Source organism: Streptomyces sp. DSM 42067 (assembly GCF_055792885.1).
This window is the reverse complement of record NZ_CM147706.1, coordinates 6,957,792-6,981,863: the sequence shown is the minus strand read 5'-3', so window position 1 is coordinate 6,981,863 and position 24,072 is coordinate 6,957,792. Positions and strand designations below refer to the sequence as shown.

The following is a 24,072-nucleotide window of genomic DNA, read 5'->3' as shown; positions in this document are numbered from 1 at the left end:
GCCAGCGGCCATTGATTCACGTCCAATACCGAATTACGCTCATATACAGATGCAGAATTTATGAATCGCCGTAAGGGCGCGGAAGGGAGCCTCATGGAACTGCGGCACATCAACGCGTTCCTCGCCGTGGCCGAGGAACTGCACTTCGGGCGTGCCGCGAAACGGCTGCAGATGGCCCAGCCGCCGCTCAGTCAGCAGATCCGTCAGCTGGAGAAGGAACTCGGTGTCCAGCTCTTCGAGCGAAGCACCCGCTCGGTGCGGCTCACCAGCGCCGGCCAGTCCTTCCTGGAGCCGGCACGGACGGTCCTGGAGGACGTCGGCATCGCGACGCGCGCGGCCAAAGCGGCCGGCCGCGGCGAGTTCGGTCGGGTCACGGTGGGATTCGCCGGAGCCTCCAGTCACGAGACCCTGCCCCTGCTGACCCGGGCCGTGGCAGCCGCCCATCCGGGCATCGAACTGGTCCTGGAGGGACAGACCTACGCCACGATCGCGCTGAACCGGGTCGCGGAAGGTTCGCTGGACCTGGGCTTCGTACGCCTGCCGGTCAACCGGCCCGGCGTGCAGACACGGGTGATCGACGAGGAGGAGCTCGTCTGCGCCCTGCCGTCGGACCATCCGTTGGCGCGGCACAAGCGCATCGCCCTCGACTTTCTGGCGGGCGACGGCTTCGTCACTTTCCCGGCCAACGCGGGTTCTTCGCTACGCGATGCCACGATGCGCGCGTGCGAGAACGCCGGATTCACCCCACGAACGGTGCAGGAGGCCCCGGACTCCCACACCATCCTGGCGCTGGTGGCGGCCGGTGTGGGCGTGACGCTCACCCTCACCTCCTGCCAGCACATCCAGCAGAGGGGACTGGTCTACCGCCCGCTGGCCGGGTCGCCCGTCCGCCTCCAGGCAGCCCTGGCCTGGCGCCGGGACAACCCTTCCGCCGCCCTGCGCACGGTGCTGGCCATCGCTCAGGAGGCATTGCCCACGCCGCCCGACCTGAACTCTTCTGAGAATGTTCTGGTCTCAATGGAAGAGTAATTAGGTATTGGACCGGCTTAGTCGGTGGGTGTCAGGGTGGGGACAACAGCTCCCGCTCGCGAAGGAACGGCGCATGTCCGAGCAGCCCACCACCGACGTCGTCATCTGTGAACCCGTGCGTACGCCGATCGGGCGGTTCGGCGGGGCTCTGTCATCTCAGTCCCCTGCTTCTCTCGCGGCCCACGTCATCGCCGAGGTCGTCCGTCGGACCGAGATCAGCCCGGACGAGATCGACGAGGTGATCCTCGGCCACGCCTACCCGACCTCGGACGCACCGGCGATCGGCCGGGTGGCCGCCATGAACGCAGGGCTGCCGGACAGCGTCTCCGGAGTCCAGGTCGACCGTCGCTGCGGCTCGGGCCTGCAGGCTGTCCTCGACGCGGCCATGCAGATCCGCTCAGGCTTCAGCGAGGTGGTCATCGCGGGCGGAGTCGACGTCATGAGCACGGCCCCCTTCTACACGCACGAGGGGCGCTGGGGCATCAAGGCCCCTGCCCTGCAACTGCACGACTCGCTGGCGCGCGGACGGGTGACCGCGGGCGGCGCCCGCCATCCACTGCCCGGTGGAATGATCGAGACCGCGGAGAACCTGCGCCGCGAGTTCGCCATCAGCCGCGAGGACCAGGACGCCCTCGCTCTGCGCTCCCAGCGGCGTGCCGCGCATGCGATGAAGGCGGGACTCTTCCGCCAAGAGATCACCCCGGTCACGGTGCGCACCAGGAAGGGCGAGACGACCATCTCGGACGACGAACACATACGGCCCGACACCACGGCCGAACAGCTCGCCGCGCTGCGCCCCGTCATGCTGAACACCGACTCCGGCGCGACGGTCACCGCGGGAAACGCCAGTGGACAGAACGACGCGGCCGCCGCGTGTCTGGTGACCAGCCGCGCCACAGCGAAACGTCTCGGCCTGGCTCCTCTGGTACGGCTGGTGTCCTTCGCCCGCGTGGGCGTCCCGGCCGAGACGATGGGAATCGGTCCCGTCAAGGCGACCCGGACCGCCCTGGACAAGGCCGGACTCTCACTGTCCGACATGGACCTCATCGAGCTCAACGAGGCGTTCGCCGCACAGGTGTTGGCCTGCACCCGCGTGCTCGGACTCGGCGAAGCGGACCACGAGCGGATCAACGTCAACGGCTCCGGCATCTCGCTCGGACACCCGGTGGGTGCGACCGGGGCCCGCATACTCGCCACGCTGACCCGGGAGATGCACAGGCGGCACGCGCGCTACGGGCTCGAGACGATGTGCGTCGGCGGCGGTCAGGGACTGGCCGCGGTCTACGAGCACATCACCGTCTGACACCGCCGGCACATACGAGGAAGCAGACCTTCTCCATGACCCTCACGGTCAACGGCATAGCCGAGATCACACAGTTGTCGGGCCGGGATCTGGGCCGCTCGCAGTGGCGGACCGTCAGCCAGGAACTCATCGACAGGTTCGCGGATGTCTCCGGCGACCACCAGTGGATCCACACCGACATCGAACGCGCCGCGATGGGCCCGTACGGCGGAACCATCGCTCACGGCTACATGATCCTGAGCTGGGGCATCCCCATGTTCGCCGAGCTGCTCCAGGTCACCGGCGTGGGAATGTCACTCAACTACGGGGTCAACAAGGTCCGTTTCCCTGCTCCGGTCCCGATGGGCAGCCGCGTGCGCCTGCACGCCTCGGTCGCCAATGTGCAGCCGGTCAAACGGGGTGGCGTGCAGATGACACGGATCTTCACCTTCGAACTCGACGGTTCCGCCAAACCGGCGTGCGTCGCGGAATCCCTCACCCATGTCTACCCGTGATCGCTGTTCTCGGACCGCGGGTCCCCGATGGTCGCGCAGAACGTCGCCCAGATGATGGCCGGTCTGGGCGTCACCAAGTCGCATTCGCGGCCGAAGACGTCGAACGACAATCCGTACAGCGAGAGCCAGTACAAGACCCTGAAATACCGGCACGACTTTCCCGAGCGTTTCGGCTCCCTCGAGGACGCCCGGGCGTGGTGCGCCCGGTTCTCCTCGACAAGATCGTCGACGAGCACCTGGACGCCATCGCCGCCGGGCCGGAGACCTTCGACTTCGTCCAGGCCATGGCGCTGCCCATCCCGTGCCTGGTGATCTGTGAGCTGCTCGGCGTCCCCTACGAGGACCGCGACGGCTTCCACCACGCCACCATGGACATGATGGACGTGGCCAAGAGCCGCGAGGAGCGTGACAAGGGCGCGTACTGGCTGATCGACTACATCACCAATCTGGTCGCCGAGAAGCGCCGCACCGGCGCCACCGACGGCATCCTCGCCGAGCTGATCGACAAGGCCGAGGGTGAGGACGCGATGCTCACCGAACGGCAGCTCATCGGCATCGGTGTGCTCCTGCTGTTCGCCGGGCGCGACACCACAGCCGCCATGATGGGCCTGTCCGCGCTCACCCTGCTCACCCACGACGAGCAGCGCAAGGACCTCGTCGAGCACCCGGAGAAGATCGGCACTGCGGTCGAGGAGCTGATGCGCTACCTGACGATCGTCCAGTTCGGCCTCGGCCGGGTGGCCAAGGAGGACCTGGAGATCGGCGGCGCCCAGATCAAGACGGGCGATCTGGTGGTGGTCGCCATGAACGCCGCCAACCGCGACCCACGGGCCTTCGAGAACTACACCCTGGACATCGACCGCAAGATGGTCCGCCACATGGGCTTCGGCTACGGCGTCCACGCCTGCCTCGGCCAGAACGTCGCCCGCGCCGAGCTGAAGACCGTCCTGCCCAAGCTCTTCCAGCGCTTCCCGAACCTGCGCCTCGTCACCCCGCTGGAGGAGGTCCCGATGGACTTCACCGGCACCAACTAAGGCGTCCGCAAGCTCATGGTCACCCGCTGACCCCCCGTTAACCCCGATGACGTCAGGCAGGGCCGGCCCCACCCCTACCGGCCCTGCCCGGCGTTCAGCCGAGTAGGGGCTGGCCAAGGAACGCGGCGCCGAACCGTGCGGCGTCGCGTGACTCGTTCCGACCGCCCGGCACCCAGATGGTACGGATGCCCCCTGGATGCCCTGCGCCCGCTGCCGCCGGCGGTACTACCCGCCGACCGCCGTCACCGACAACACCGTGGCCCCGTAACGGCGCCTGCTGTCCATCAAGCTGCGCCGTTCCTGATCCGTGTCCTCCTACCTCCGGCCACACACCCCGGTCGTTGTCCCCGAACCCTGGGCGCACCGGTATCCGCCCTTCGCTTCGGCCCCCTCCCCCGCGCTGCCCCAACTCAGCCTTTTCGAGCGGCGGTTCGGCGAGGTGAAACGTGGGGCCGGACTGCCGCCCGAACTGCGGTGACGGGCCCGGCCGCAGTACTACCTCCTGGTCGGCCGGTTCCCGAGCCGGGGCGCGACGGGGTGGAGCCGGTAGCTCTGAGCCAGTGCCACGGTGGCGGCGATGCCTCGTCTGGGCGCGCCAAGGCTGCCGCCCGTTGAGCACCACCTCCACCGGCCGCAGGCGCTGCCGGCCCGCAGGCCCCGGTAGCCGGGGCCTGGCGCAGGTCAGGAGTCCGTGGACGGTCCGGTTCGGCTGACGGTTTTCCGAAATGTTGTCGGGTCAGTAGAGATGAGGACCGTAGGGGCTCCAACCGCGCAGGAATGGCCGCAGGTCGTCTGCGCGGGGCTCCGAGACACTCGGCCAAGCGGGGTCGCACGGCGCCACGCTTTGGCTTGGGCTTCGAGGTGCTTGACGCGGTACGCCTCGGCGTACTCGGCGCGGGCCTGCTGCAACGCGGCTTCCCAGCGCAGTCGCTTCTGCCTCGCTGCCCCCAGGTCGGCCGCGAATGGACCGAAGCACGTCGGTGCATAGGCGCGCCCGCAGGCCCCGGTAGCCGGGGCCTGCGGGCCGGAGTGGTACCGGGTCAGGAGACCCCGGCGGGCTCCGGGGAACGCTCGTCCTGGGCGGGCAGTGCGGACCGCTTCGCCGCACGGCGCCGCTGCCGCTTCTCCCTGCGGACCTCGACCATCGTGTAGAGGGTCGGCACCAGTACCAGGGTGAGCAGGGTCGAGCTGATCAGGCCGCCGATGACCACGATGGCCAGCGGCTTGGAGATGAATCCGCCCTCGCCGGTGATGCCGAGCGCCATCGGAGTCAGGGCGAAGATCGTCGCCAGTGCGGTCATCAGGATCGGCCGCAGGCGCCGCCGTCCGCCCTCGACGACCGCCTCGGTGACGCTCATGCCCTGCGCGCGGTACTGGTTGACCAGGTCGAGCAGCACGATCGCGTTGGTGACGACGATGCCGATCAGCATCAGCAGGCCGATCATCGCCGCCAGGCCCAGCGGAGTGCCGGTGACCAGCAGGAGCGCGATCGCCCCGGTGGCCGCGAAGGGGATGGACACCAGCAGCACCAGCGTCTGGCGGATGCTGCGGAAGGTCGCCACCAGCACCAGGAAGACGATCGCGATCGCCGCGGCCATGGCCAGGCCCAGCTGGCCGAACGCCTCGCTCTGCTGGGAGCTCACCCCGCCCAGTTCGTAGGACGTGCCCGACGGCATGTCCACGGACTTCAGGGCCGTGGTGACGGCGCTGGTCGCGGCACCGGTGTCGTCGCTCTCCGGCGTACCGCTCACCGTGATGGTCTGCTCGCCGTCCACCCGGGTGCGGGTCACCGAGCTGTCGGTCTTGGTGACGGTGGCCACCTTGTCGAGCCGCACGGTCCCGCTCGTGGTCGGGATCTGGAGAGCCTTGATCTCGCTGAGGGTCGTCGGGCTGTCCGCGGACGCCTTGACCACGACATCGCGCTGGGCGCCGTCCACAGTGACCTGGGTGACGGTGGTGCCCTGGGCGGCCTGGGCGACCGCCTCCGCGATGGCGGTGTCGGTGAGCCCGTACTGGGTGGCCTGGGTGGCCTTGGCCTCGATGCTGATCTGCGGGACGCTCTCGGCGAGGTCGCTGGTGACGTCGGTCAGACCGTCGACTCCCTCCAGGGCCTTGGTGACTCGCTCGGTGGCAGTGGCCAGGGCCGTGTCGTCGTCGCCCGTGACCGAGACCGAGATGTCACTGCTGGATCCCATGCCGCTGCCCGCGCCGACCGTGAACGTGCCGGCGCCGGTCAGGGCGTCCAGCTTCTTCTCGATCGTCTTCTCGAGCGCCGAGCCGTCGGTGCCGTCGGCGAGATTCGCGGTGAACGAGGCGCTGCTCGTGCCGCCGCCCGCGCCACCGAAGGGGGAACCGCCGCCGCTCGAGCCGATGTTCACCTGGTACGACTCAATGCCGTCGACCGAGGCAAGGACCTTCTCGGTCTTCTTCGCCGCCGCGTTGGTGACGGACAGGCTGCTGGTGGCGTCCAGCTTCTGCGTGATGCTGACGGTGTCCGATTCGGAGTCGCCCAGGAAGCTGGTCTTCAGGCTGCCGACCATGCTGAAGGTGGCGATGAGCACCGCGATCGCCGCCACCAGGACCGTCTTGCGGCGACGTACGGCCCAGTGGACGACGGGAACGTAGATCCGCGGCAGGAGGCCGCCCCGCTCCTTCTCCTCGATCCGGCGCCGGAATTCCTCCGGGTCCGCACCGGCCGCCCCCTTTGGGGGCTTGAGGAACCAGTAGGCCAGGGCGGGCACGATGGTCAGGGACACCACCAGGGAGGCGACCATCGCCGCCGCGACCGTGAGGGAGAACGGCCCGAACAGCTCGCCCACAAAGCCGCCGACCAGGCCGATGGGCAGGAACACCGCGACCGTGGTGATGGTCGAGGACGTCACCGCGGAGGAGACCTCGCGCACCGCGCTCAGCACGGCCTGCTTCTTCTCCTCGCCGTAGCCGAGGTGCCGTTTGATGTTCTCCAGTACCACGATGGAGTCGTCGACGACCCGGCCCACGGCCATGGTCAGCGCGCCCAGCGTCAGCATGTTCAGCGAGAGGTTCTGCTGCCACAGCACGATCAGCGCGATGACCAGCGACAGCGGGATCGACACCGCGGTGACCAGGGTGGAGCGGATCGAGCGCAGGAAGATGACGATCACCACGACCGCCATGAGCAGACCGAGCAGGCCCTCCTCGAGCAGCCCCATCACCTGCTTGCTCACGGCCGGGCCCGAGTCGGAGACCACGGTCAGCTCGGCGCCGTCGGCCAGGGACTCCTGAAGGTCCGACAGCTCGGCGTTCACATCGTCGGAGATGGACGAGGCGCTGCCGCCCTGGTCCATGGTCAGCGAGACACCGAGGCTGGGCTCGCCGTTCGTGCGCGTCAGCGAGGTGGCGGTGGCGTTCGTGAGCTTCACGGAGGCGACATCGCCCAGGCGTACAGCCGTCCCGCCGGGCGTGGCGGAGGTCAGGCGCAGATCCTTGACCTGCTGCAGGGAGGTGATCGCCGAGCCGACCTCGAGGCTGACGGTGGAGTCGCCGGAGTCCATCGAGCCGGCCGACAGCGAGCTGCCACTGGCGGTGAGTGCGGTGCTGATGGACTTGGTGGTGAGCCCGGCGGCGGAGAGCTTGTCCGTGTCCGGGGTGATGGTGACGACCTGGTCGCGCACACCGGTGACGGTGACCTCGTTGACCCCGTCGACGGCCTTCAGCTCAGGTACGACCTTGTCCTCCAGCCGGTCGGCGAGCTCCTGCTGGCTCACCTTGGTGGAGGTTGCGGCGAGGGTCAGCGTCGGCATGTCCGAGGTGCTGCCGGTGGAGACCTCCGGCTCGACCCCGGTGGGCAGCTGCGCGGACACCTTGCCGACGGCGGTTTGGACCTTCGAGGACAGCTCGTCCGGGTCGTTGCCGTAGTCGAAGCTCAGCGACACGGTCGCCGAGCCCTGGCGGGAGGTGGAGGTGGTGCTCTCGAGGTCGTCGAGGCTCTTGAGGCTGTCCTCCAGCGGTTCGACGACCTGCTTCTCGACGATCTCGGGCGACGCGCCCGTATAGGCCGCGGTCACGGTGACGGTCGGGAAGGACGTATCGGGAAGCAGCTGCTGCTTGATCGACGTGCTTGTGTACACGCCGAACGCGAGCAGCATGATCGTTATCAGCGCCAGAAGTTTGCGGTGGGTCAGACTGACCCGGGACAGCCAGGACATCGGCGAGGGGCTCTTCTCTGTCGTCGTCGGCCGGCGAAACGCCGGCAGCCGGTGGAGACAAGGCGTCCGGGACACACCTGGACGCCTCACCACCCTTGCCGCACGGACCCCCGCCCGGCGTCAGCCCTCCGCGGGCTTTTCGCAGTACCGCATCCGCGGTACGAGGAGTGCAGTACCGCGTCTGCGGTACGAGGAGTGCCCCACCACAGCGCCGCCGGCCGGTGTCATGCCCCGCCCGGGGCGTACGAGACCTCATGCCCGGCCGGGGCGTACGAGACCCGACTCGTACGCGATCACGACGAGCTGCGCCCGGTCGCGTACGCCCAGCTTGGCCATCGTCCGGTTGACGTGGGTCTTGACCGTCATCGGGCTGAGGTACAGCTGCTCCGCGATCACCTCGTTCGACAGCCCTCCCGCCACCAGCGTCAGTACCTCCCTCTCGCGCGGTGTCAGGCAGGCCAGCCGCTCCGGGATCCGGTCGGGGATGGCAGTGGGCTGGGTGAGGAAGCGGGTGATCAGTCCCCTGGTGGCCGCCGGTGAGAGCAGGGCTTCGCCTGCGGCGACGACCTCGATCGCCTCCAGCAGCGCCTCGGGGTTGATGCCCTTGCCGAGGAAGCCGCTGGCGCCGGCCCGCAGTGCCTCGACCACATACTCGTCGACCTCGAAAGTGGTCAGGATCAGCACCTTCACCCCGGCGAGATCCTCGTCCGCGGTGATCATCCTGGTTCCGGCGAGGCCGTCGGTGCCGGGCATCCGGATGTCCATCAGGACCACGTCGGCGCGCTGTGTGCGGGCCAGTTCATACGCCTCGCGGCCGTCGGCGGCCTCTCCGACCACCTCCATGCCGGGCGCCGAGTCGATCAGCAGCCGGAACGTGGCGCGCAGCAGATTCTGGTCGTCGGCCAGTACCACGCGGATGGTCATGTCAGCTGTTCCTCTTCGAGGTTCGGGGCGGAATCGAGGTTCGGGGCGGTGGAGTCGAGGTTCAGGGTGGAATCGGCAGTTTCGCATCGACCCTGAACCCGCCGCCGGGCCGCGGCCCGGTCCGCAGAGTGCCACCGACGGCCCCGGCCCGTTCACGCATGCCGATCAGCCCGTGACCGGTTCCCGCGCCGGCGGACACCCCGCCGCCCCGGCCGTCGTCGTCCACCGTGATCCGCAGCTCGTCGGCACCGTACGCCAGACGCACCCGGGCCGCGCCGGCACCGACGTGCTTGCGGACATTGGTCAGCGCCTCCTGCACGATCCTGTATGCGCACAGGTCCACCGAAGACGGTATCTCGCGCTGCTGCCCCTCACGGCTCACCTGCACCTGCAGTCCCGTCGGGGCGAAGGAGGCAGCCAGGTCGTCGAGCCTGCTCAGGCCGGGGATGGGCTCCGTGGGCGCCTCCGCGTCGTCGGACTGTCGCAGCAGGCCGACGGTGGCCCGCAGTTCGTCCAACGCGGACCGCGAGGTGTCGCGGATGTGCCCGAGGGCCTCGCCGGCCCGGTCCGGGTGTTCATGGATCAGGTGTGCCGCGACCCCGGCCTGTGTGTTGACCAGCGCGATGTGGTGGGCGACCACATCGTGCAGCTCGCGGGCGATCCGCATCCGCTCCGCCACCACCCGCCGCTGGGCCTCCTCCTCCCGGGCCTGCTCGGCGCGCCGTGCCCGCTCCTCCATGGCCGCGATGTACGCGCGGCGGCTGCGCGCGGCGTAGCCCCACGCGGTTGCCAGCCCCGTCCAGGCCACGATGGCGACGCGGTCGGGGGCGAACAGCGGTCCTTCCTGGAAGATCGCGGACGCACCGAAGAGGGCCGACGCCGTCGCGGCACCCGCGATCCACGGAGTACGCCGGTCCGTGTACAGCCCCACCGTGTACATCGCCACCAGCACCGCGAGAGGCGGGGCCGACTGGGGCTGCTCGAGTCTCTGCCTCGGATCGATCGCCATGTACAGCACGGCTGCTGCCACCGTCACCGTGAGGACCGCGAGGGGCCTGTGCCGGCGCAGTACCACGGCCCCGCTCGCCACCAGCGTGGTCGCGACGTAGGCCGCGTCGAGGGGATACCGCCTGCCCCCCGGGGCGAAGACGAAGGACAACAGGGACAGCAGCAGCACAGCGGCTGCCAGGGCGGCGTCCACTGCCTGCGGATGGGATCGGGCCATGGCCCGCCCACGATCGATCACTCTCACGTCTTCACGGTAGGCAGCCGCGGGACGGCGCGCGTCATCCGTGCACGGTAGGCGCGGGTACCGCGGCTGCATTACGCGGGCTCACCGCCTGGGGAGACCGATACCCCCGGCTTGCAGTGGCGGCGATCATGTTCGAGAGGTCGTCGATCCAGATCATCGAGGCCCGGAGGTGGAGGCCGGCGAGATAGCTCCCGGGCGTCTTGTCGTACCGAGTCGCGATGCCCCGCCAGGCCTTCAGCTTGTTGATCAGGCGCTCGACGGTGTTCCGCTCCTTGTAAAGATCAGCGTCGTGGCTGACGGGCCGGCCGCCCCGGCTGCCCTTCTTCTTCCGGTTGGCAGCCTGGTCCTTCCTCTCCGGGATGACCGCCTTGATGTGGCGTCTCCGCAGGTAGGCACAGTTGGCGCGGGACGAATAGGCCTTGTCGCCGGCTACGGCGTCGGGCCGAGTCCAGAGCCAACTCGTCCACAGCACCGTCCAACTCGCCGATACGACGTTCCAATGCCATGCAGTACGCACTGAGGACAGCAGCCTCTTGCCAGCACCCGACCTCTTCACGAAGCACCTGGGCAAGTTGTTCGCGAACAGCTTGTTCCTTCGCCACGTCCATGGCCGCTTGCCAACGAACTTCGCGTTCTGCCCTGGCCTGCTGTTCATCCTGCCTGCGCCGGGCGTCCTCCACAGCTCGTGTCTCGATCTCTCCAAGGATCACGCCCAGGGCTTCTTCAAGCGTCCGGCTCTGCCGATCCCGCCAGCGACCAGGCCGACCGGTCAGACCATGGGCAAGCTCTACGACGAGACGAGCGGAGCGCGCCGGATCTGTGGACTCCGGGAACTCCTTCCTGACGGTGACGGTATAGGCGAAGCCGTCGACAGCGACGTCCACTCCACCCTCACGCGGGAAGAAGGACGACCGGGCCTTCCGCACCTCGTACCCTCGCCGTACCGCCTCAGCCGCAAGTCCCTGCAGTAGCAGGAGTGACCTTCGGCGCAGCGCAGACGGCATTACCAGCCGACTCTCGTCGTCTTTGAGTGCTGTCACCATCGGATGCAGGTTCCCCAGTCGCGCGGGGACAGGAACCAGCCCCCGGCCCGCCTTCGGCCGCTGACTCCGCGCGTTGGGATGCGGGCCCTCCGCGAGGTACAGCTCCAGCCCTGGCCCGCCGTACGGGACCTTCTCGATGCGTTTGCCTACCGGTTCCAGGCCGTGCCGCTTCGCGTAGTTGACGACGCGCCGCCACTCCGCGACCTCGTCGTCATCGGGATCAATGATCCGGACGCGCCCCTCGGCGACGAGCCGCTCGATCAGCTCCTGTGCCTTCGCCCGCCGGGCACGCGCGACAGGCCGCTCGCTGTAGGGCGTCCGAGGCTTGGCGGGCACCGCCGACTCACTGCCGCCGGCGAACGCAGAGTCGTCGTCGCTCATCAGGGACCCACGATCCCGCAAGGCATCGTCCGAGCGCCAGTCACTCGACATCCAGGTTCCAGGGCCTTGCTCAGCAACGGGGCTTTTCGAGGAGCCTGTGCTGCCGTTCGATCAGGGCGGGCCTCCGACGCACAGGATCCAGCCCACACCGCGCTACCTCACCCTCACCAGAGCCGAAAGGGCGTCCTTCAGCACTGGGAGCCCTCTGGGACTTTTCTGGGACTTCCGGCCACGTCAACGAGCACGAGCCTGAAACAGCCGAAAGGCCATCTGTGCAGGTCAGCAACGTGAATCCGTCCAGCGTGCCAGGTCACGGGGCCGCCTGGTCTCTTCCGGGACATCTGAGCGCTCTCTGACAGATAGCCGCCGCGCCCAGCCTGACCTGCGCAAATGCGGGTCGGGAAGGGGCGTGGCGGCCCCTGTGGGAGACGCGGCGGTCCGCCGCCCCGACCGGGTCGGGGCAGCGGACCAGGACACGCGGGATGATCGCGGCGGCCGGGACGACCGACGCGACCACCACCACGTCCACGAGGACCCGCACGTCCGTCACGTGTGCAGGTACACCTTGCATTCCGTCCCCGTCCGATGGGTCACGACACCCACCGGCCGGTCCCGGTCCCGAAGGTAGCGCTCGTCCTTGTCGTCGTCGGTCCAGCCATGGTCCCTTGCGAAGACCTGGACACCGGCGATCGCTCCCTCCCGGGAGGAGGCCTTGCGCAGTCCGCTGCCCGAGACGAAACCGGGCACCGCGGAACAGGGCATCCGTAGCACGGCCGCCATCGGGTACGTGTCGTCCTGGGACCACGCGTAGTACCCGACGACCTTCGCCGACGTCGGCACATCGAGGCGGAAGTCACGGAACGCCTGGGCCGCGCTCACATCGGTGTGCGTGCCCGGGAAGGCGCCCGGGAAGTGCTTCTTCGGTTCCTCGCCGCACGAGGCGACCGCCAGCAGCGGCAGCAGGACCAGGACCAGGCCCGCGGCCGTGCGCCGAATGGCACGGAAGCGCATCTCACCCCCCAACTTCACGCAACGCGTAGGCGAAGCGCCACTCCCCCAGCTCCGAGTTTCCAGGCTTCTCCCCCGGCGAGCCGCTCGAGAAGCGCGCGTTGCCGTTCGTTCAGCCCGGACCACCGATGCACGAATGCCAGCCCACACCGCACCCCCACACTCTGGAGAGGAGGGCCAGCGGTGCCCGATCAGGCGACGGCCGGCTGTCCGGCTCCCCGGAGCGTCAGGGCCTGGTGGTAGCGGCGCAGGAGGAGCAGGGCGGTGGCGGCAAGGCCGGTGAGGAGGCCGAGCCAGACGCCGACCGTCTCCAGGCCGGCGAGGTGGCCGAGGAGCCAGGCGGCGGGCAGTCCGATCAGCCAGTAGCCGACCAGGGTGATGCGGAAGCCGCTCTTGGTGTCGTCCAAGCCGCGCAGCAGGCCGACGCCGATGTTCTGGGCGCAGTCGAAGAACTGCAGGACGGCCGCGACCAGGAGGAGGTTGGTGGCGATGTCCGTCGCCGTGTGCCCGTCGGCGGCCGACGGGTCCAAGAACGGGCGCAGCACCAGGCCGGGCACGGTCAGGTAGACGACGCCGACCACGGCCATCACGGCCGCCGCACACGCGAGCGCCGTGTTCTTGATGCGCTGGGCCGCGGCGATCCGGTCCAGGGCGAGTTCCCGGCTGACGTTGAGGGACGCGGCGTGGGACAGGCCGACCGCGATCTGGAAGACGATGTAGATGAGCTGGTTGACGGCGGTGTGGGCGGCCAGGGCGGCGCTGCCGAAGGTGCCGATGATCAGGGCGACGACGGAGAAGAAGCCGGCCTCGGAGCCGTAGGTGGCTGCGATCGGCAGGCCCAGGCCGGTCAGTCGGCGCAGGGTGGCGGGGCGGGTCTTCCAGATGCGGATGTCGAGGAGGGGGGCGAGCTCGGGGTCGCGGCGGGCCGATGCGTACAGGGCGACGCAGGTGAGCGCGTACACCAGGGAGGTGGAGACACCGATGCCGGGCAGGCCCAGCTCGGGAACGCCCCAGGTGCCATGGATGAATGCCCAGTTGAGGGCCGCGTTGACGGCGACGGAGGCGAGAGTGATGCGCAGCAGGGCCTGGGGGCGGCGCATGCCGACGGTGAACTGGCGGATCGCCTGGAACCACAGGCAGGGGATCAGTCCGGGGGCGAGGGCGAGCAGCACTGGCCAGGCTGTGTCGACGACGTCGGGGTCCTGACCGAGGAAGGCGACGGCCCACCCGATCAGCAGGATGACGACCGCGCCGAAAACGCCGGACAGCGTGGCCAGAGCGAGGGCGGCTCGGACCACGTCCCGGACCTGTTCCGCGGCCTCTTCGGTGAGTTCCTCGTCGTCGGCGTGGGCAGAGGCGGCGGAGACCTGGTTGCCGACCGCGGTGACCATGCCGACGCCCATGGTGCGCAGTTGGTTGAAGATGACCAACGCCAGGCCGCCGCCGGCCAGCGCCTCGGCGCCCATCAGGCCCATCATCACCGTGTCCGTGGTGGTGAGGGCGACCTGGGCGAGCTGGGTGAGGGCGAGCGGTACGGCCAGGGTAGCCAGGGCGCGGCTGTCCCGGAGAAGGGTGGTGAGCGGTATCGGCATTGGTGTCAGTTCTCGCGGAGTTTGGTCAGGAGCTCGTCGATCTCGCGTTCGACAGCCGTGTCGATGAGATCGCGGGCGTTCATCCAGTCGTCGTTGAAGACGGTGTCCATGTATTTCTCGCCTCCGTCGTTGACCAGCGCGACCATAGTCGTGCCCGGCGCGAGGGAGGACATCCGGGTCAGCGCCTCGTACACCACTCCGCCCGCGGAGCCGCCGATCAGGAGCCCGGTGCGGCGGGCGACGACCCGGGCGGTGGCGAATGCCTCCACGTCGCCGACCTTGACGCCCTCGTCGATCAGGTCGAAGTCGACGAGGAGGCCGATCGTGGCGCCCTCCGGGGTGCCGGTGCCGGACTGGTAGTAGTCATGGGCGGGTGGGCCGAAGGCGATGGAGCCCTTGGGCTCGACCCCGACGATCCGCACACCGGGGACGGTCTTGCGCAGCTCGCGCCCGGTGCCGCACAGGCCGCCGCCGGTGCCGACGGCACCGACGAGGACGTCGATGCGGCCGTCGAGGGCGGCGTCGAGTTCGCGGCCGACCGGGTAGTAACCGACTGCGTTGGCAGCGTTGTTGTGCTGCTCGGTGAAGTAGGCGGTGTCGTCCTCGCGGGCCAACTGCTCGGCGAACTCCTCGCGAGCCGCCGTGGCCAGTTCCTCGTCGCCCTCTTCGGCGACGTAGACGAGTTCGGCGCCGAGCGCCTTCATGCCGCGCAGTTTGTCGGCGGCCGCGTGGTGGTCGACGACCGCGGTGAAGGTGTAGCCGCGTTCGGCAGCGATGACGGCGAGGCCGAGGCCGGTGTTGCCAGAGGTGGACTCAATGATCCGGCCGCCCGGGCGCAGCGCGCCACGCTCCTCGGCGTCGAGGACCATCTGCCGGGCCATGCGGATCTTCGCGGTGCCGGTCGGGTTGAACTGCTCGAGTTTGAGCAGCAGTCGGCTGCCGGTGTCGGTGCGGCACAGCTCGAAGAGCGGGGTGTGGCCGATGAGGTCGGAGACCCGGCTGACCACGGCGGGACGCGAGAGCGCCTTGTCCATCGGATGGCTCCAAGGTTCGGGTTGGAGGGGAGAGTCAGGCCAGTGGAGGGCGGTCGAGCCGCCAGCGGGTCGTGCCGCCGGCGATGTCGAGGACGACCTTCGGGGGGAGCGGCAGCTCGTGGAACGGGGACTCGTTGGAGTCCATCTGGTATCCAGCGGTGTTGGGGTACACGAGCAGGTCACCGGGGGTCGGCCGGACGGGCAGCAGCACCTTCCGCCAGGTGAGCATGTCCGACTCCAGGCAGGTGGCGCCCCCGACGCAGGCGGCGTACGGCTTACCGCCTTTGGCTTGGGGAAGCAGCACCGGATCCGGCAGATACTCGCTGTTGAACCACTGCTCGGACAGGCTCAGGCTGCTGCCGTCCACGGTGACGATGCCGTAGCCTTCCCGGTCCTTGACGCCCTGCACTCGGAACACGGTGCACCCGGCCCGGTCCAGCAGGGCCCGCCCCGGTTCCAGCAGGAGCCTTACCCCGGCCTCACGCAGCCGCTCGGCCAGGGTGCGCGCGGACCCGGACGGGCATGTGGCGAGAACCGCGCGCAGGGCGTCGGCGCCCGCCACGGGCGAGTGGTAGGGGTAGAAGTCCGCGGCGGCGAAGGACTTGCCCGCGTGGTAGTGGTCGGGCCGCTGCTCCCGCAGGAAGCCTTCCCAGTGCTCGGCGGCGGTGTAGTCGACGGCGAACCCGCCGCCGATGCTGATCCGGTCCGCCCGCAGGCCGAGGACCCGCGCCTTCAGGCACAGGTCGACCAGCTCACCCGCCAGCTCGGCACGCGGCCGCGTGTCGTAGCCCGACAGGTGGAAGGAGAAGCCTTCCATCGCGACCGCTTCGCCGGCCTCCCGGCACCGGGCGAGGGCGGATTCCATCTCCCTGTCGTCCAGGCCGAAGCGGCTGTGATGCTGGGCAGGCGGCAGCCGCCGCAGCAGTACCCGTGCCGGACGTGCGGCTGCCTCTGCTTGCGCGATGACATGCTCCAGCTCGTCGAGCGCGTCCACGGCGATCAGGCAGCCCTGCAGCACGGCCACCCGCAGCAGACCGTCGGCCTTGGCGGGCCCGGTGACCACGATCTGCTCGCCGCGCACCCCGTGGCCGAGCGCGTCCCGCAGCTCACCGGCGCTGGCCACGTCCACGCCCGTGTCGGACAGCGCACAGCGGTCCATCCAGATTGCGGCCTTGTTGGCCTTCTTCGCGTAGTACACGCGGCCCTCGACACCGGCCTCCGCCAACGCATGCGTGAACGCAGCCACATTGGAGTCGAACCGGTCGGGCAGCAGCAGGTGGAACGGGCCGCGTAGCGCATACGACAGCTCCCGCGGCAGTCCGCTGCCGAGGACCGCATCGAGTTGCGGATCCGGGTGGGCGGGCAGCGGCGGGGCAGCCGACGAACTGGTCACCGCCACAGCGCCACCCGCGTTCCCAAGCCCTGCTCTATGGCCAGCTGCGCGAACCGGTGGCCGAGCGCGATGTCGGTGACCACCAGTCCGCTGTTGTACGCGAAGATCCGCTCGTCGGGCGAGCGCCGGCCCTCGGCCCTGCCCGCTACGATCTCGGGAAACTCCGCGTCCACGGGCGGGAAGTTGCCGTCCGCGTCGGCCATGTCGGTGCCGGTGACCTTCATCTGCGCCTCGCTGGTGGCGATGACCCGGTCCGCCTCCTGCAGAGTGGAGGGCGCGATGCCGTGCCCGACCAGGATCGACAGAGCGCCCGGCTTCAGGTCGGCTGCTTCCACGGCGGCAGGCGTGTGCTGTCCCGCGGTGGCGACCACCACGTCGGCGTCGGCCGCGGCCGCCCGCACGTCGTCGACCACCTCCACCTCCCTCTCCGGGAAGTAGTGGTGGAGCCGTTCACGGACCGCGGCGAGGCCGTCGGGGTGGGTGCCGTAAACCATGAGCCGGTCCAGGTTCGGCAGCGTGGTGAGCAGGAACGGGAGGGCCAGGCGGCCTTGCGTCCCGGTGCCGATGACGAGGGCGCTGCGGCTGCCGGGCGCCGCGCACTCACGGGCCAGCAGCGCGGAGACGGCCGGGGTGCGCAGGGAGCCGACGCGGCCGCAGTCCATCATCGCGACCGGCAGTCCGGTGACGTCGTCGTAGATCGTGAGGGCCGTGTAGTAGTGCTGCTCCTCGCGGGAGCGGTCCAAGCCGTGCTTGTACGACGTCTTGATCGCGACGACCTCGCGGACCCCGTCCCGGCCGAGCATGGCGTACGAGACGGAGTGGCCGTCCTCGGGCTTGACGGTGAGCTTGCGCGGGTTGGCCGACTTGCCGTCGGCCAGGGTGCGGTACGCCTGCTCGACGACGTCGACCACGTCGGTCAGGGAGATGTCGATGCCTGCGAGGTCGCTGGTGCTCAGGATGCGCAGTGTCTTGTCGTCCTCGGGTATGTCGGCCGGTATCTCCGTGCGTGCGGTGGTGCCCATCACGGCGGTTTCCTTCGTACGAGGGCGGATTGAGGTAGTCAGACAAGGGCCACGAGCGCGGCCTGCCCGTAGCCGTGTTCGTCGGCCTCGGCCAGGGGCCGGCTGCGGCGCCCGGGGACGCGCACCGAGGCGCGCTTGAGCCAGCGGTCGGTGCCGTCGTAGTGGGCCCTGAACGGCACCCGGCCGTGGACGACGACGTCGTTGTCGACGACCAGGACATCGCCGGGCTCCAGGCTGACGGCGACCGACACGCGCTCCAGCTCGGCGGTCAGCCGGTCGTAGGCGGCGCGGTAGTCGGCGGGCGCCTCGTCGAGCGGGGTGTAGGCGGGGTCGTAGCGCAGGGTCGGTCCGGCCACGGTCTGCCACAGGACGGGGACCTTCGGCGGCTCTCCCGCGAACGACTGCGCCTCCGCATAGGCGTCGTCGGGGAGGATCGGCAGTACCGGGCGGGACAGCAGCGCGACGTCGTCGGCGCTGAGGCGGACCTTGCGGACGCTGGCGGCGGTGGTGGCGACGGCGTCGTGGTTGCGCATGCAGGCGAGCAGCAGCAGATGGGCGCGGCCGGGGTGGAAGGCGTCCTCGGTGTGCGGGCTGAGCAGCACGGTGCTGCTCGCACCAGTCTGCTCCTCCTCGTGGCCGGGCGAGGGCACGATGTTGTGCACGAACCGGCCCTCCTGCTGCCCCTCCCAGGCGATCGGGTGGCCCATGGCCGTGGCGAACAGCAGCAGGATCACGTCCCAGACGGCCGCGCGGTCGCCCGCTGTGGCCCAACTGCCGGGCGTGGGACCAATTCCGGCGTCGTCGACCGGCAGGCCACGCAGGACGTAGAGGCCGTCGTCCGTGTCGACCGGGTGGCAGTGGTGGCGAGTCATGTCGCTCAGGTCGGCGGCAGCCCTTGCGACACGTCGGAGCAGTTCGGGCCGTGCGGCCGAACTACCGAAGTCGGCGAGGATCTTCTGGGCTGTGTCGGTCAGCTCGTCGACGGCGCGCGGTTCGAGCTGCCGTATGGGTGCGGCTCCCAAGGGCATGGCGAGATGTCCGTTCCATTGCGGGTGCGGATGTGGGGGCATGCGGCTGCGGGGGCAAGCGGGTGCGGGTGTCTGGGGCATGCGGGTGCGCGGACGCCGGTGGCGGATGCGCGGATGCGGTGCCGGAGACGCCAATCTGTGCGTTGACTGTGTGTTGTCTGTGTAACGCGCGGCCCGAAACGTACCAATCAAATTTAGGTAAGGCAACCCTAACTATCGGTCCTGCATCTTCCGGGGTGCAGTTCCGCCCGCCGCGCCATGATGTGCTTCAATGCGCGGACTTGACGCATCAAAGACCGAGAAGAGCGGATGTCGCACGGCTTGCGTACAGGAAATTCTTAGGGTAGGCACACCTAAGCAATCTGCCTGCTCAAGTGGAACGAGGTCGTACGTGAACGTGAACAGACGCCAAGTGCTGTGGGTCGGCGGCGGAATTGGCGCTGCCGCGCTGCTCGCCGCGTGCGGCGGCAGCGACGAGACCTCTTCCAAGTCGCCGTCAAAGTCCAGTGAGAAGCCTCGGCGCGGCGGCACCCTCCGGGTCGGCGCACTGGGCCGCGCCTCGGCCATCACGCAGGATCCGCACGGCACGCAGGCCAACGAGAGCGACTACCTGATCATCTCTCTCGTCTACGACACCCTCACCGTTCCCGGCGCCAAGCCCAACACCGTTGCCCGCCTCGCCTCCAGTTGGAAGGCGTCGGACGACCTGAAGACGTGGCGCTTCACTCTTGCCAAGGGAGCGAAGTTCCACGACGGCACGCCCGTCACCGCCGAGGACGTCGTCTGGTCGCTGAAGCGGCTGCGCAACACCCCCGCCGGGGCCTCCCGGCTGCCCGGCATCAAGGCTGAGAACATCAAGGCCGAGGGAGACGACACCGTCGTGCTGGTCTCCGACTACGCCAACGCCGAACTGCCCCTGCTGACACGCCTGACGACGTTCGTCCTGAAGAAGGACACCAAGGACAAGGATCTCGGCAAGGCGCCGGGCACGGGCCCCTTCAAGCTGGACTGGTTCCGCTCCGGCAACGCCCGTCTCGTACGCAACGAGGACTGGTACGGCGGGGACGTGCTCCTCGACGCCATCGAGGTCAAGATCTTCGAAAGCCCCCAGGCGATGGCCAACGCCCTGCTGGCCGGCCAGATCGATGTCGCGTCCAACGTCGGCGCGGTGGCGGCCCGTACGGCCGAGAAGCGCGACGACATACAGATCGTGCGCCGCCCCAACGACATGGCGATGCCGATCGTCATGCGCACCGCCGACGGCCCGTTCGCGGACGCGAAGGTGCGCGAGGCGCTGCGGCTGGCCGTGGACCGTGAGGCCATGGTCAAGCAGGTGCTGTCCGGCTACGGCACGGTCACCAACGACATCCTCGGCACCGGCGACCCCGCCTACGCCAAGGACATCCCGCAGCGGAAGCGCGACCTGGCCAAGGCCAAGCAGCTGCTGAAGGAAGCCGGCTTCGACCTGTCGAAGACGTACAAGCTGCTGACCACCGAGGACATCGCGGGCCTCGCCGAGTCGGCGACGCTGTTCGCCTCCCAGGTCCGCGAGGCCGGCGTGAAGGTCGAGGTGGTCAAGCAGGAGTCCGCCACGTTCTGGGACAAGACCTGGCTCAAGGGCGACCTCTACACCACGTACTGGGGCACCAACGACTCCGTGGTGTTCTTCGCCAGCAAGACCATGGTCTCCGACTCCGGGCAGAACGAGACGGGTTGGAAGAACGCCGAGTTCGACGCCGCATACAAGAAGGCGATGGCGACCAAGGACGCGGCGGCCCGCGCCAAGGTGCTCCACGAGCTGCAGCAGATCGAGTACGACGAGTCCGGCTACCTGCTGTGGGGCATGGCCGACGGCATCGACCTCGCGGGCGCGGCCGTGCGCAACCTGCCCACCTTGCCCGGCTACGGGCGCGTCCAGCTTGAGACTGCATGGCTGGCTCGCTGACCCAGGGTGAACCGGCCGCGGCCTTGGGGCCGCGGCCGGTTCCGGCTGTGATGCGTACGGCCCTGTACGCGGCCGGTGTACTCGCACGCCGGATCCTGCTACTGGCCGTGCTGCTCGCCGCCGTCTTCGCCGCCGTCGAGCTGCTTCCGGGTGACGCGGCGCGCGCCACCTCCGAGCGCGGGGAGAGCGCGGCCGATCTCGCCCAGCGACGCCATCTGCTGGGCCTGGACCGGCCGGTCGCGGAACGGTTCTGGGACTGGATGACCGGCCTGCCCACCGGCGACCTGGGCACCTCCGCACGCGGCGAGCAGGTCGCCGACCTGCTCGCCCACCCGTTCCCCAACACGCTGCTGCTCGGCGGGCTCGCGCTGCTGGTGACCCTCGTCGCCTCGGTTGCGCTCGGCTGCTGGGCGGCGGCCAAGCCGGGCGGCTCGCTGGACCGGGCGCTGTCGGCGAGCGCCACCAGCATCCTCGCGCTGCCCGAGTTCGTCGTCGCGGTCGCCCTCGTCCTCGTCTTCGCGTTGTGGGCCGACTGGCTGCCCGCCGTCACCCTGACCGACGCCGACGGCTCGCCCGCCTCCTGGCAGATGCTCGTCCTGCCCGTCCTCGCCCTGGCCATCCCGCAGATCGGCTGGAACACCAGGATCGTGCGGGCCGCCCTCGCCGACGAGGCGGGGGCACCACACATCGAGACCGCCGTGCTCGACGGACTGCCTCGGCACCGGATCCTCACCCACCACCTGCTGCCCGGCGCCCTGCCCACCATCGCGGCCGGCATCGCCACCTCCACCGGCATGCTGCTGGGCGGCGCGGTCGTGGTGGAGACCATCTTCAACTACCCCGGCATCGGCTCCGTCCTCGCCGGCGCGGTCGCCGACCGGGACAGCCCCCTCATCGCCGGGGTCGTCGCCGTCACCGGCGCCGTCATCACCGGCGTCCTGCTGCTCGCCGACCTCGTACGCGCCTGGGCCTCGGGAGGCCGGACATGACCACGACCGTCGTAAAACCGGATCCAGTCGTGCGCCATGCCCGCCGCCGCGTCGCCCTGCGCGTGCTGCCCGCCCTGCTGCTCACCGCGCTCGCCCTGGCCGGTCCGTGGCTCGCCCCGCACGCCATCGACGCCCCGGTCAGCGCGCCGTACGCGGAGCCCGGCGGCGACGCTCCCCTCGGCGGCGACCAGTTGGGCCGGGACGTACTGAGCCGTGTGCTCGCCGGAGGACGCGAGCTCGTCGTCACCTCGTTGCTGGTCGCCGTCCTGGTCACCGCGGTAGCCGCCGTGCTCGGCGCGGCCAGCGCCCTGCGCCCGGCCGTCGGACGGGTCGTCGAGCGCACTGCCGACGTGCTGATGCTGCTGCCCGCCGTGCTCGGCATCCTGCTGGTCACCCTGTCCTGGCCGGACGGCGGACGGCTCGCCGTCGTCACCGCGTCCGTCGTCCTGGGCGTCCCGTACGCGGTGCGCCTGGTCGCCGGCGCGGCCGCGCCCGTGGCGGCCTCCGGATACGTGGAGGCGGCGTCCGTCGGCGGCGAGCGGCTGTGGTATCTCGTGGTCAGAGAGGTGCTGCCCAACCTGCGGGCCACGTTGCTCGCACTGTTCGGGCTGCGGTTCGTCGCCGCCGTCTACCTCGTCGCCACCGCCGGCTTTCTTCAGGTGGGACCCCAACCGCCCGCCGCGGACTGGGCGTTGATGATCCGGGAGAACTCCGGTGGCATCCTCCTCAATCCGTGGGCCGTCCTCGCCCCCAGTGTCGCCATCGGCCTGCTCGCCATGAGCGTCAATCTGGCGGCCGCCGCCCTCGTCCCGCATGCCGGCCAGAAGGCGGTGCCCGCGCTGTGAACCACATGCCCCACTGGTACTCCGACAGCCACGCGACGGAGGGGGAGAGCGCGGTACGGGTCTCGGGCCTGACCGTCGCCGCCCCGAACGGCCGCCTCCTGCTGGACGGAGCCGATCTCGAACTGGCCCCCGGTCGCATCACCGCCGTCGTCGGTCCCTCCGGCTGTGGCAAGACCACGCTGCTTCGGGCCGTGACCGGCACCCTGCCCCCGGGCACCGAGCGCACCGCGGGCAGCATCGCCGTTCTCGGCCACGACCCCCTCGCCCTCCCGGCACCCGCCCTGCGCACCTTGCGCCGGCACCGCCTCGCCTACGTCGGTCAGGACCCCGGCTCCGCCCTCAACCCGCGCATGAAGGTACGCCGCCTGCTCGCCGAAGTCGCCGTGGACGCGAGCCCCGAGGCCATCCGGGCGCAGCTGGCCGAGGTGAAGCTTCCCGTTGACGACGGACTGCCCGACCGCCGCATCGGCGGGCTGTCGGGCGGCCAGCAGCGGCGGGTGGCGCTCGCCCGGGCCCTGGCCCGCCGACCCGCCGTCCTCCTCCTCGACGAACCCACGGCCGGACTCGACCCCGCGCTGCGCGACGAGATCGCCGACCTCCTGCGCCACCTCGCGGAAAGCCACCGCATAGCGATCGGCCTGTCCTGCCACGACCCCGACCTGGTCACCCGGCTCGCCGACGACGTCGTCGACCTGACCGGCCCACACCTCCGGGTGGCCGCGCGCAGCGCACCCGTCCTGGGCGATCCCGCTCCCACCTCGTCCGACGGGCAGTCCACGCTCACCGCGTCCGGCCTGCACGCCGCCCACCTCCACCACGGCAGCCGCGTCCCCGTGCTGCACGGCATCGATCTCACCGTCGCCGCCGGAAGCAGCCTCGGCGTCGTCGGTGCTTCCGGTTCCGGCAAGACGACCCTGCTGCGCACCCTCGTCGGCCTGCACCGCCCCACCGCCGGCACCGTCAGCCTGGACGGCGCCCGCCTCTCCCCCACCGCACACGGCCGCTCCCGGGACCAGCGCCGCCGCCTCCAACTCGTGCCGCAGGATCCCCTTGGCACCCTCAACCCCAGTCGCACCGTGGGGGACGCTCTGCGCCGCCCGCTCCTGCTGCACCGCCGGGCCGGGCGGGCCGAGGTCCCCGACCGCGTCCTGGAACTCCTGGACCAAGTCGGCCTGCCCGCCGCCTTCGCCGACCGCTACCCCCACGAGCTCTCCGGCGGACAGCGCCAACGCGTCGCCATAGCCCGCGCTTTGGCGGCCGACCCCGACGTGCTGTTCTGCGACGAGGTCACCTCCGCGCTGGATGCGGACACCGCCGTCGCCGTGATGGATCTGCTGACGGATCTCCGCGCCCGGCGCGGCCTGTCCCTGGTCCTCGTCAGCCACGACGTGCGCCTGGTCGCCGAGCGCACGGACTCGCTGGTCGTGATGTCCGAGGGACACGCGGTCGAGTCGGGCCCCACCACACGGCTGTTCACCTCACCATCCCACCCTGTGACCGCAGCACTGGCCACGGGGATCCCGCTCGGCCGCTGACCATGGGGACCCTAGCCATGAGCTGCTCAGGTAC

At 69.9% G+C, this 24,072-nt stretch carries 18 protein-coding genes and 2 pseudogenes; 10 read left to right on the top strand and 10 right to left on the bottom strand.

Annotation, left to right across the window (positions count from 1 at the left end):
• Window positions 1-93: 93 nt before the first annotated feature.
• From ACSMXV_RS31570 to ACSMXV_RS31550, 5 genes and pseudogenes are all read left to right on the top strand, one after another.
• Entirely contained in the window at window positions 94-1,029 is a 936-nt protein-coding gene (locus ACSMXV_RS31570; RefSeq protein ID WP_473174541.1) for a LysR family transcriptional regulator, read from the top strand.
• A gap of 73 nt (window positions 1,030-1,102) precedes the next feature.
• The gene (locus tag ACSMXV_RS31565) at window positions 1,103-2,332 is read left to right on the top strand and encodes an acetyl-CoA C-acetyltransferase (protein ID WP_473174540.1); all 1,230 of its coding nucleotides are present in this window, start codon (window positions 1,103-1,105) and stop codon (window positions 2,330-2,332) included.
• 35 nt (window positions 2,333-2,367) lie between these two features.
• Entirely contained in the window at window positions 2,368-2,826 is a 459-nt protein-coding gene (locus tag ACSMXV_RS31560; RefSeq protein ID WP_473174539.1) for a MaoC family dehydratase, read from the top strand.
• Window positions 2,827-3,036 (top strand): annotated as a pseudogene (locus ACSMXV_RS31555) (integrase core domain-containing protein); the annotation flags it as partial.
• Between the two features lie 74 nt (window positions 3,037-3,110).
• Window positions 3,111-3,860 carry a cytochrome P450 gene (locus ACSMXV_RS31550; protein WP_473179115.1) on the top strand — a complete coding sequence of 250 codons (750 nt, stop codon included), beginning with the start codon at window positions 3,111-3,113 and terminating at the stop codon, window positions 3,858-3,860.
• A 1,040-nt stretch (window positions 3,861-4,900) separates the two neighbouring features.
• On the opposite strand, the gene ACSMXV_RS31545 is transcribed toward ACSMXV_RS31550, so the two are convergent.
• From ACSMXV_RS31545 to ACSMXV_RS31530, 4 genes and pseudogenes are all read right to left on the bottom strand, one after another.
• The gene (locus ACSMXV_RS31545; RefSeq protein ID WP_473174538.1) at window positions 4,901-8,047 is read right to left on the bottom strand and encodes an efflux RND transporter permease subunit; all 3,147 of its coding nucleotides are present in this window, start codon (window positions 8,045-8,047) and stop codon (window positions 4,901-4,903) included.
• A gap of 252 nt (window positions 8,048-8,299) precedes the next feature.
• Window positions 8,300-8,971 (bottom strand): response regulator, encoded by a 672-nt coding sequence (locus ACSMXV_RS31540; protein ID WP_473174537.1) that lies wholly within the window; start codon window positions 8,969-8,971, stop codon window positions 8,300-8,302.
• 61 nt (window positions 8,972-9,032) lie between these two features.
• On the bottom strand, window positions 9,033-10,223 hold the full coding sequence (locus ACSMXV_RS31535; protein WP_473174536.1) for a sensor histidine kinase: 1,191 nt from the start codon (window positions 10,221-10,223) through the stop codon (window positions 9,033-9,035).
• A gap of 136 nt (window positions 10,224-10,359) precedes the next feature.
• Window positions 10,360-10,671, bottom strand: a pseudogene (locus ACSMXV_RS31530) (transposase); the annotation flags it as partial.
• A 166-nt stretch (window positions 10,672-10,837) separates the two neighbouring features.
• On the opposite strand from ACSMXV_RS31530, the gene ACSMXV_RS31525 reads away from it, so the two are divergent.
• Window positions 10,838-11,194, top strand: coding sequence for a hypothetical protein (locus ACSMXV_RS31525; protein ID WP_473174535.1), 357 nt, complete (start codon window positions 10,838-10,840; stop codon window positions 11,192-11,194).
• A 999-nt stretch (window positions 11,195-12,193) separates the two neighbouring features.
• On the opposite strand, the gene ACSMXV_RS31520 is transcribed toward ACSMXV_RS31525, so the two are convergent.
• The 6 genes from ACSMXV_RS31520 to ACSMXV_RS31495 all read right to left on the bottom strand — a co-directional run bounded on the left by ACSMXV_RS31520 (window position 12,194) and on the right by ACSMXV_RS31495 (window position 18,724).
• Window positions 12,194-12,658 carry a hypothetical protein gene (locus tag ACSMXV_RS31520; RefSeq protein WP_473174534.1) on the bottom strand — a complete coding sequence of 155 codons (465 nt, stop codon included), beginning with the start codon at window positions 12,656-12,658 and terminating at the stop codon, window positions 12,194-12,196.
• A gap of 188 nt (window positions 12,659-12,846) precedes the next feature.
• Window positions 12,847-14,247, bottom strand: a complete 1,401-nt coding sequence (locus ACSMXV_RS31515) for an MATE family efflux transporter (protein ID WP_473174533.1) — start codon at window positions 14,245-14,247, stop codon at window positions 12,847-12,849.
• Between the two features lie 5 nt (window positions 14,248-14,252).
• On the bottom strand, window positions 14,253-15,281 hold the full coding sequence (locus tag ACSMXV_RS31510; RefSeq protein WP_473174532.1) for a cysteine synthase family protein: 1,029 nt from the start codon (window positions 15,279-15,281) through the stop codon (window positions 14,253-14,255).
• 34 nt (window positions 15,282-15,315) lie between these two features.
• Window positions 15,316-16,680, bottom strand: a complete 1,365-nt coding sequence (locus ACSMXV_RS31505) for a type III PLP-dependent enzyme domain-containing protein (protein ID WP_473174531.1) — start codon at window positions 16,678-16,680, stop codon at window positions 15,316-15,318.
• Complete coding sequence (locus ACSMXV_RS31500; protein WP_473174530.1) at window positions 16,671-17,696, bottom strand: ornithine cyclodeaminase family protein; 1,026 nt, start codon at window positions 17,694-17,696, stop codon at window positions 16,671-16,673. Before ACSMXV_RS31500 ends, ACSMXV_RS31505 begins: the two co-directional genes overlap by 10 nt.
• A gap of 38 nt (window positions 17,697-17,734) precedes the next feature.
• A complete protein-coding gene (locus ACSMXV_RS31495; protein ID WP_473174529.1) occupies window positions 17,735-18,724 on the bottom strand; it encodes a TauD/TfdA family dioxygenase in 990 nt (329 codons plus the stop codon).
• A gap of 391 nt (window positions 18,725-19,115) precedes the next feature.
• Between ACSMXV_RS31495 and ACSMXV_RS31490 the strand changes: the two genes are divergently transcribed.
• The 4 genes from ACSMXV_RS31490 to ACSMXV_RS31475 are packed head-to-tail and all read left to right on the top strand — an operon-like array spanning window position 19,116 to window position 24,038.
• Window positions 19,116-20,669, top strand: coding sequence for an ABC transporter substrate-binding protein (locus tag ACSMXV_RS31490; protein WP_473174528.1), 1,554 nt, complete (start codon window positions 19,116-19,118; stop codon window positions 20,667-20,669).
• Window positions 20,654-21,658, top strand: a complete 1,005-nt coding sequence (locus tag ACSMXV_RS31485; RefSeq protein ID WP_473174527.1) for an ABC transporter permease — start codon at window positions 20,654-20,656, stop codon at window positions 21,656-21,658. The genes ACSMXV_RS31490 and ACSMXV_RS31485 overlap by 16 nt, the downstream gene beginning before the upstream one ends.
• Window positions 21,655-22,503, top strand: a complete 849-nt coding sequence (locus ACSMXV_RS31480) for an ABC transporter permease (RefSeq protein ID WP_473174526.1) — start codon at window positions 21,655-21,657, stop codon at window positions 22,501-22,503. The genes ACSMXV_RS31485 and ACSMXV_RS31480 overlap by 4 nt, the downstream gene beginning before the upstream one ends.
• Window positions 22,500-24,038, top strand: a complete 1,539-nt coding sequence (locus ACSMXV_RS31475; protein ID WP_473174525.1) for an ABC transporter ATP-binding protein — start codon at window positions 22,500-22,502, stop codon at window positions 24,036-24,038. The genes ACSMXV_RS31480 and ACSMXV_RS31475 overlap by 4 nt, the downstream gene beginning before the upstream one ends.
• Window positions 24,039-24,072: the final 34 nt, after the last annotated feature.

Bases quoted from the DNA above. Each gene is read 5' to 3' on its own strand.
- ACSMXV_RS31570 (WP_473174541.1), top strand. From the start codon at position 94: ATGGAACTGCGGCACATCAACGCGTTCCTCGCCGTGGCCGAGGAACTG.
- ACSMXV_RS31565 (WP_473174540.1), top strand. From the start codon at position 1,103: ATGTCCGAGCAGCCCACCACCGACGTCGTCATCTGTGAACCCGTGCGT.
- ACSMXV_RS31560 (WP_473174539.1), top strand. From the start codon at position 2,368: ATGACCCTCACGGTCAACGGCATAGCCGAGATCACACAGTTGTCGGGC.
- ACSMXV_RS31550 (WP_473179115.1), top strand. From the start codon at position 3,111: ATGGCGCTGCCCATCCCGTGCCTGGTGATCTGTGAGCTGCTCGGCGTC.
- ACSMXV_RS31545 (WP_473174538.1), bottom strand. From the start codon at position 8,047: ATGTCCTGGCTGTCCCGGGTCAGTCTGACCCACCGCAAACTTCTGGCG.
- ACSMXV_RS31540 (WP_473174537.1), bottom strand. From the start codon at position 8,971: ATGACCATCCGCGTGGTACTGGCCGACGACCAGAATCTGCTGCGCGCC.
- ACSMXV_RS31520 (WP_473174534.1), bottom strand. From the start codon at position 12,658: ATGCGCTTCCGTGCCATTCGGCGCACGGCCGCGGGCCTGGTCCTGGTC.
- ACSMXV_RS31515 (WP_473174533.1), bottom strand. From the start codon at position 14,247: ATGCCGATACCGCTCACCACCCTTCTCCGGGACAGCCGCGCCCTGGCT.
- ACSMXV_RS31510 (WP_473174532.1), bottom strand. From the start codon at position 15,281: ATGGACAAGGCGCTCTCGCGTCCCGCCGTGGTCAGCCGGGTCTCCGAC.
- ACSMXV_RS31500 (WP_473174530.1), bottom strand. From the start codon at position 17,696: ATGGGCACCACCGCACGCACGGAGATACCGGCCGACATACCCGAGGAC.
- ACSMXV_RS31495 (WP_473174529.1), bottom strand. From the start codon at position 18,724: ATGCCCTTGGGAGCCGCACCCATACGGCAGCTCGAACCGCGCGCCGTC.
- ACSMXV_RS31485 (WP_473174527.1), top strand. From the start codon at position 20,654: ATGGCTGGCTCGCTGACCCAGGGTGAACCGGCCGCGGCCTTGGGGCCG.
- ACSMXV_RS31480 (WP_473174526.1), top strand. From the start codon at position 21,655: ATGACCACGACCGTCGTAAAACCGGATCCAGTCGTGCGCCATGCCCGC.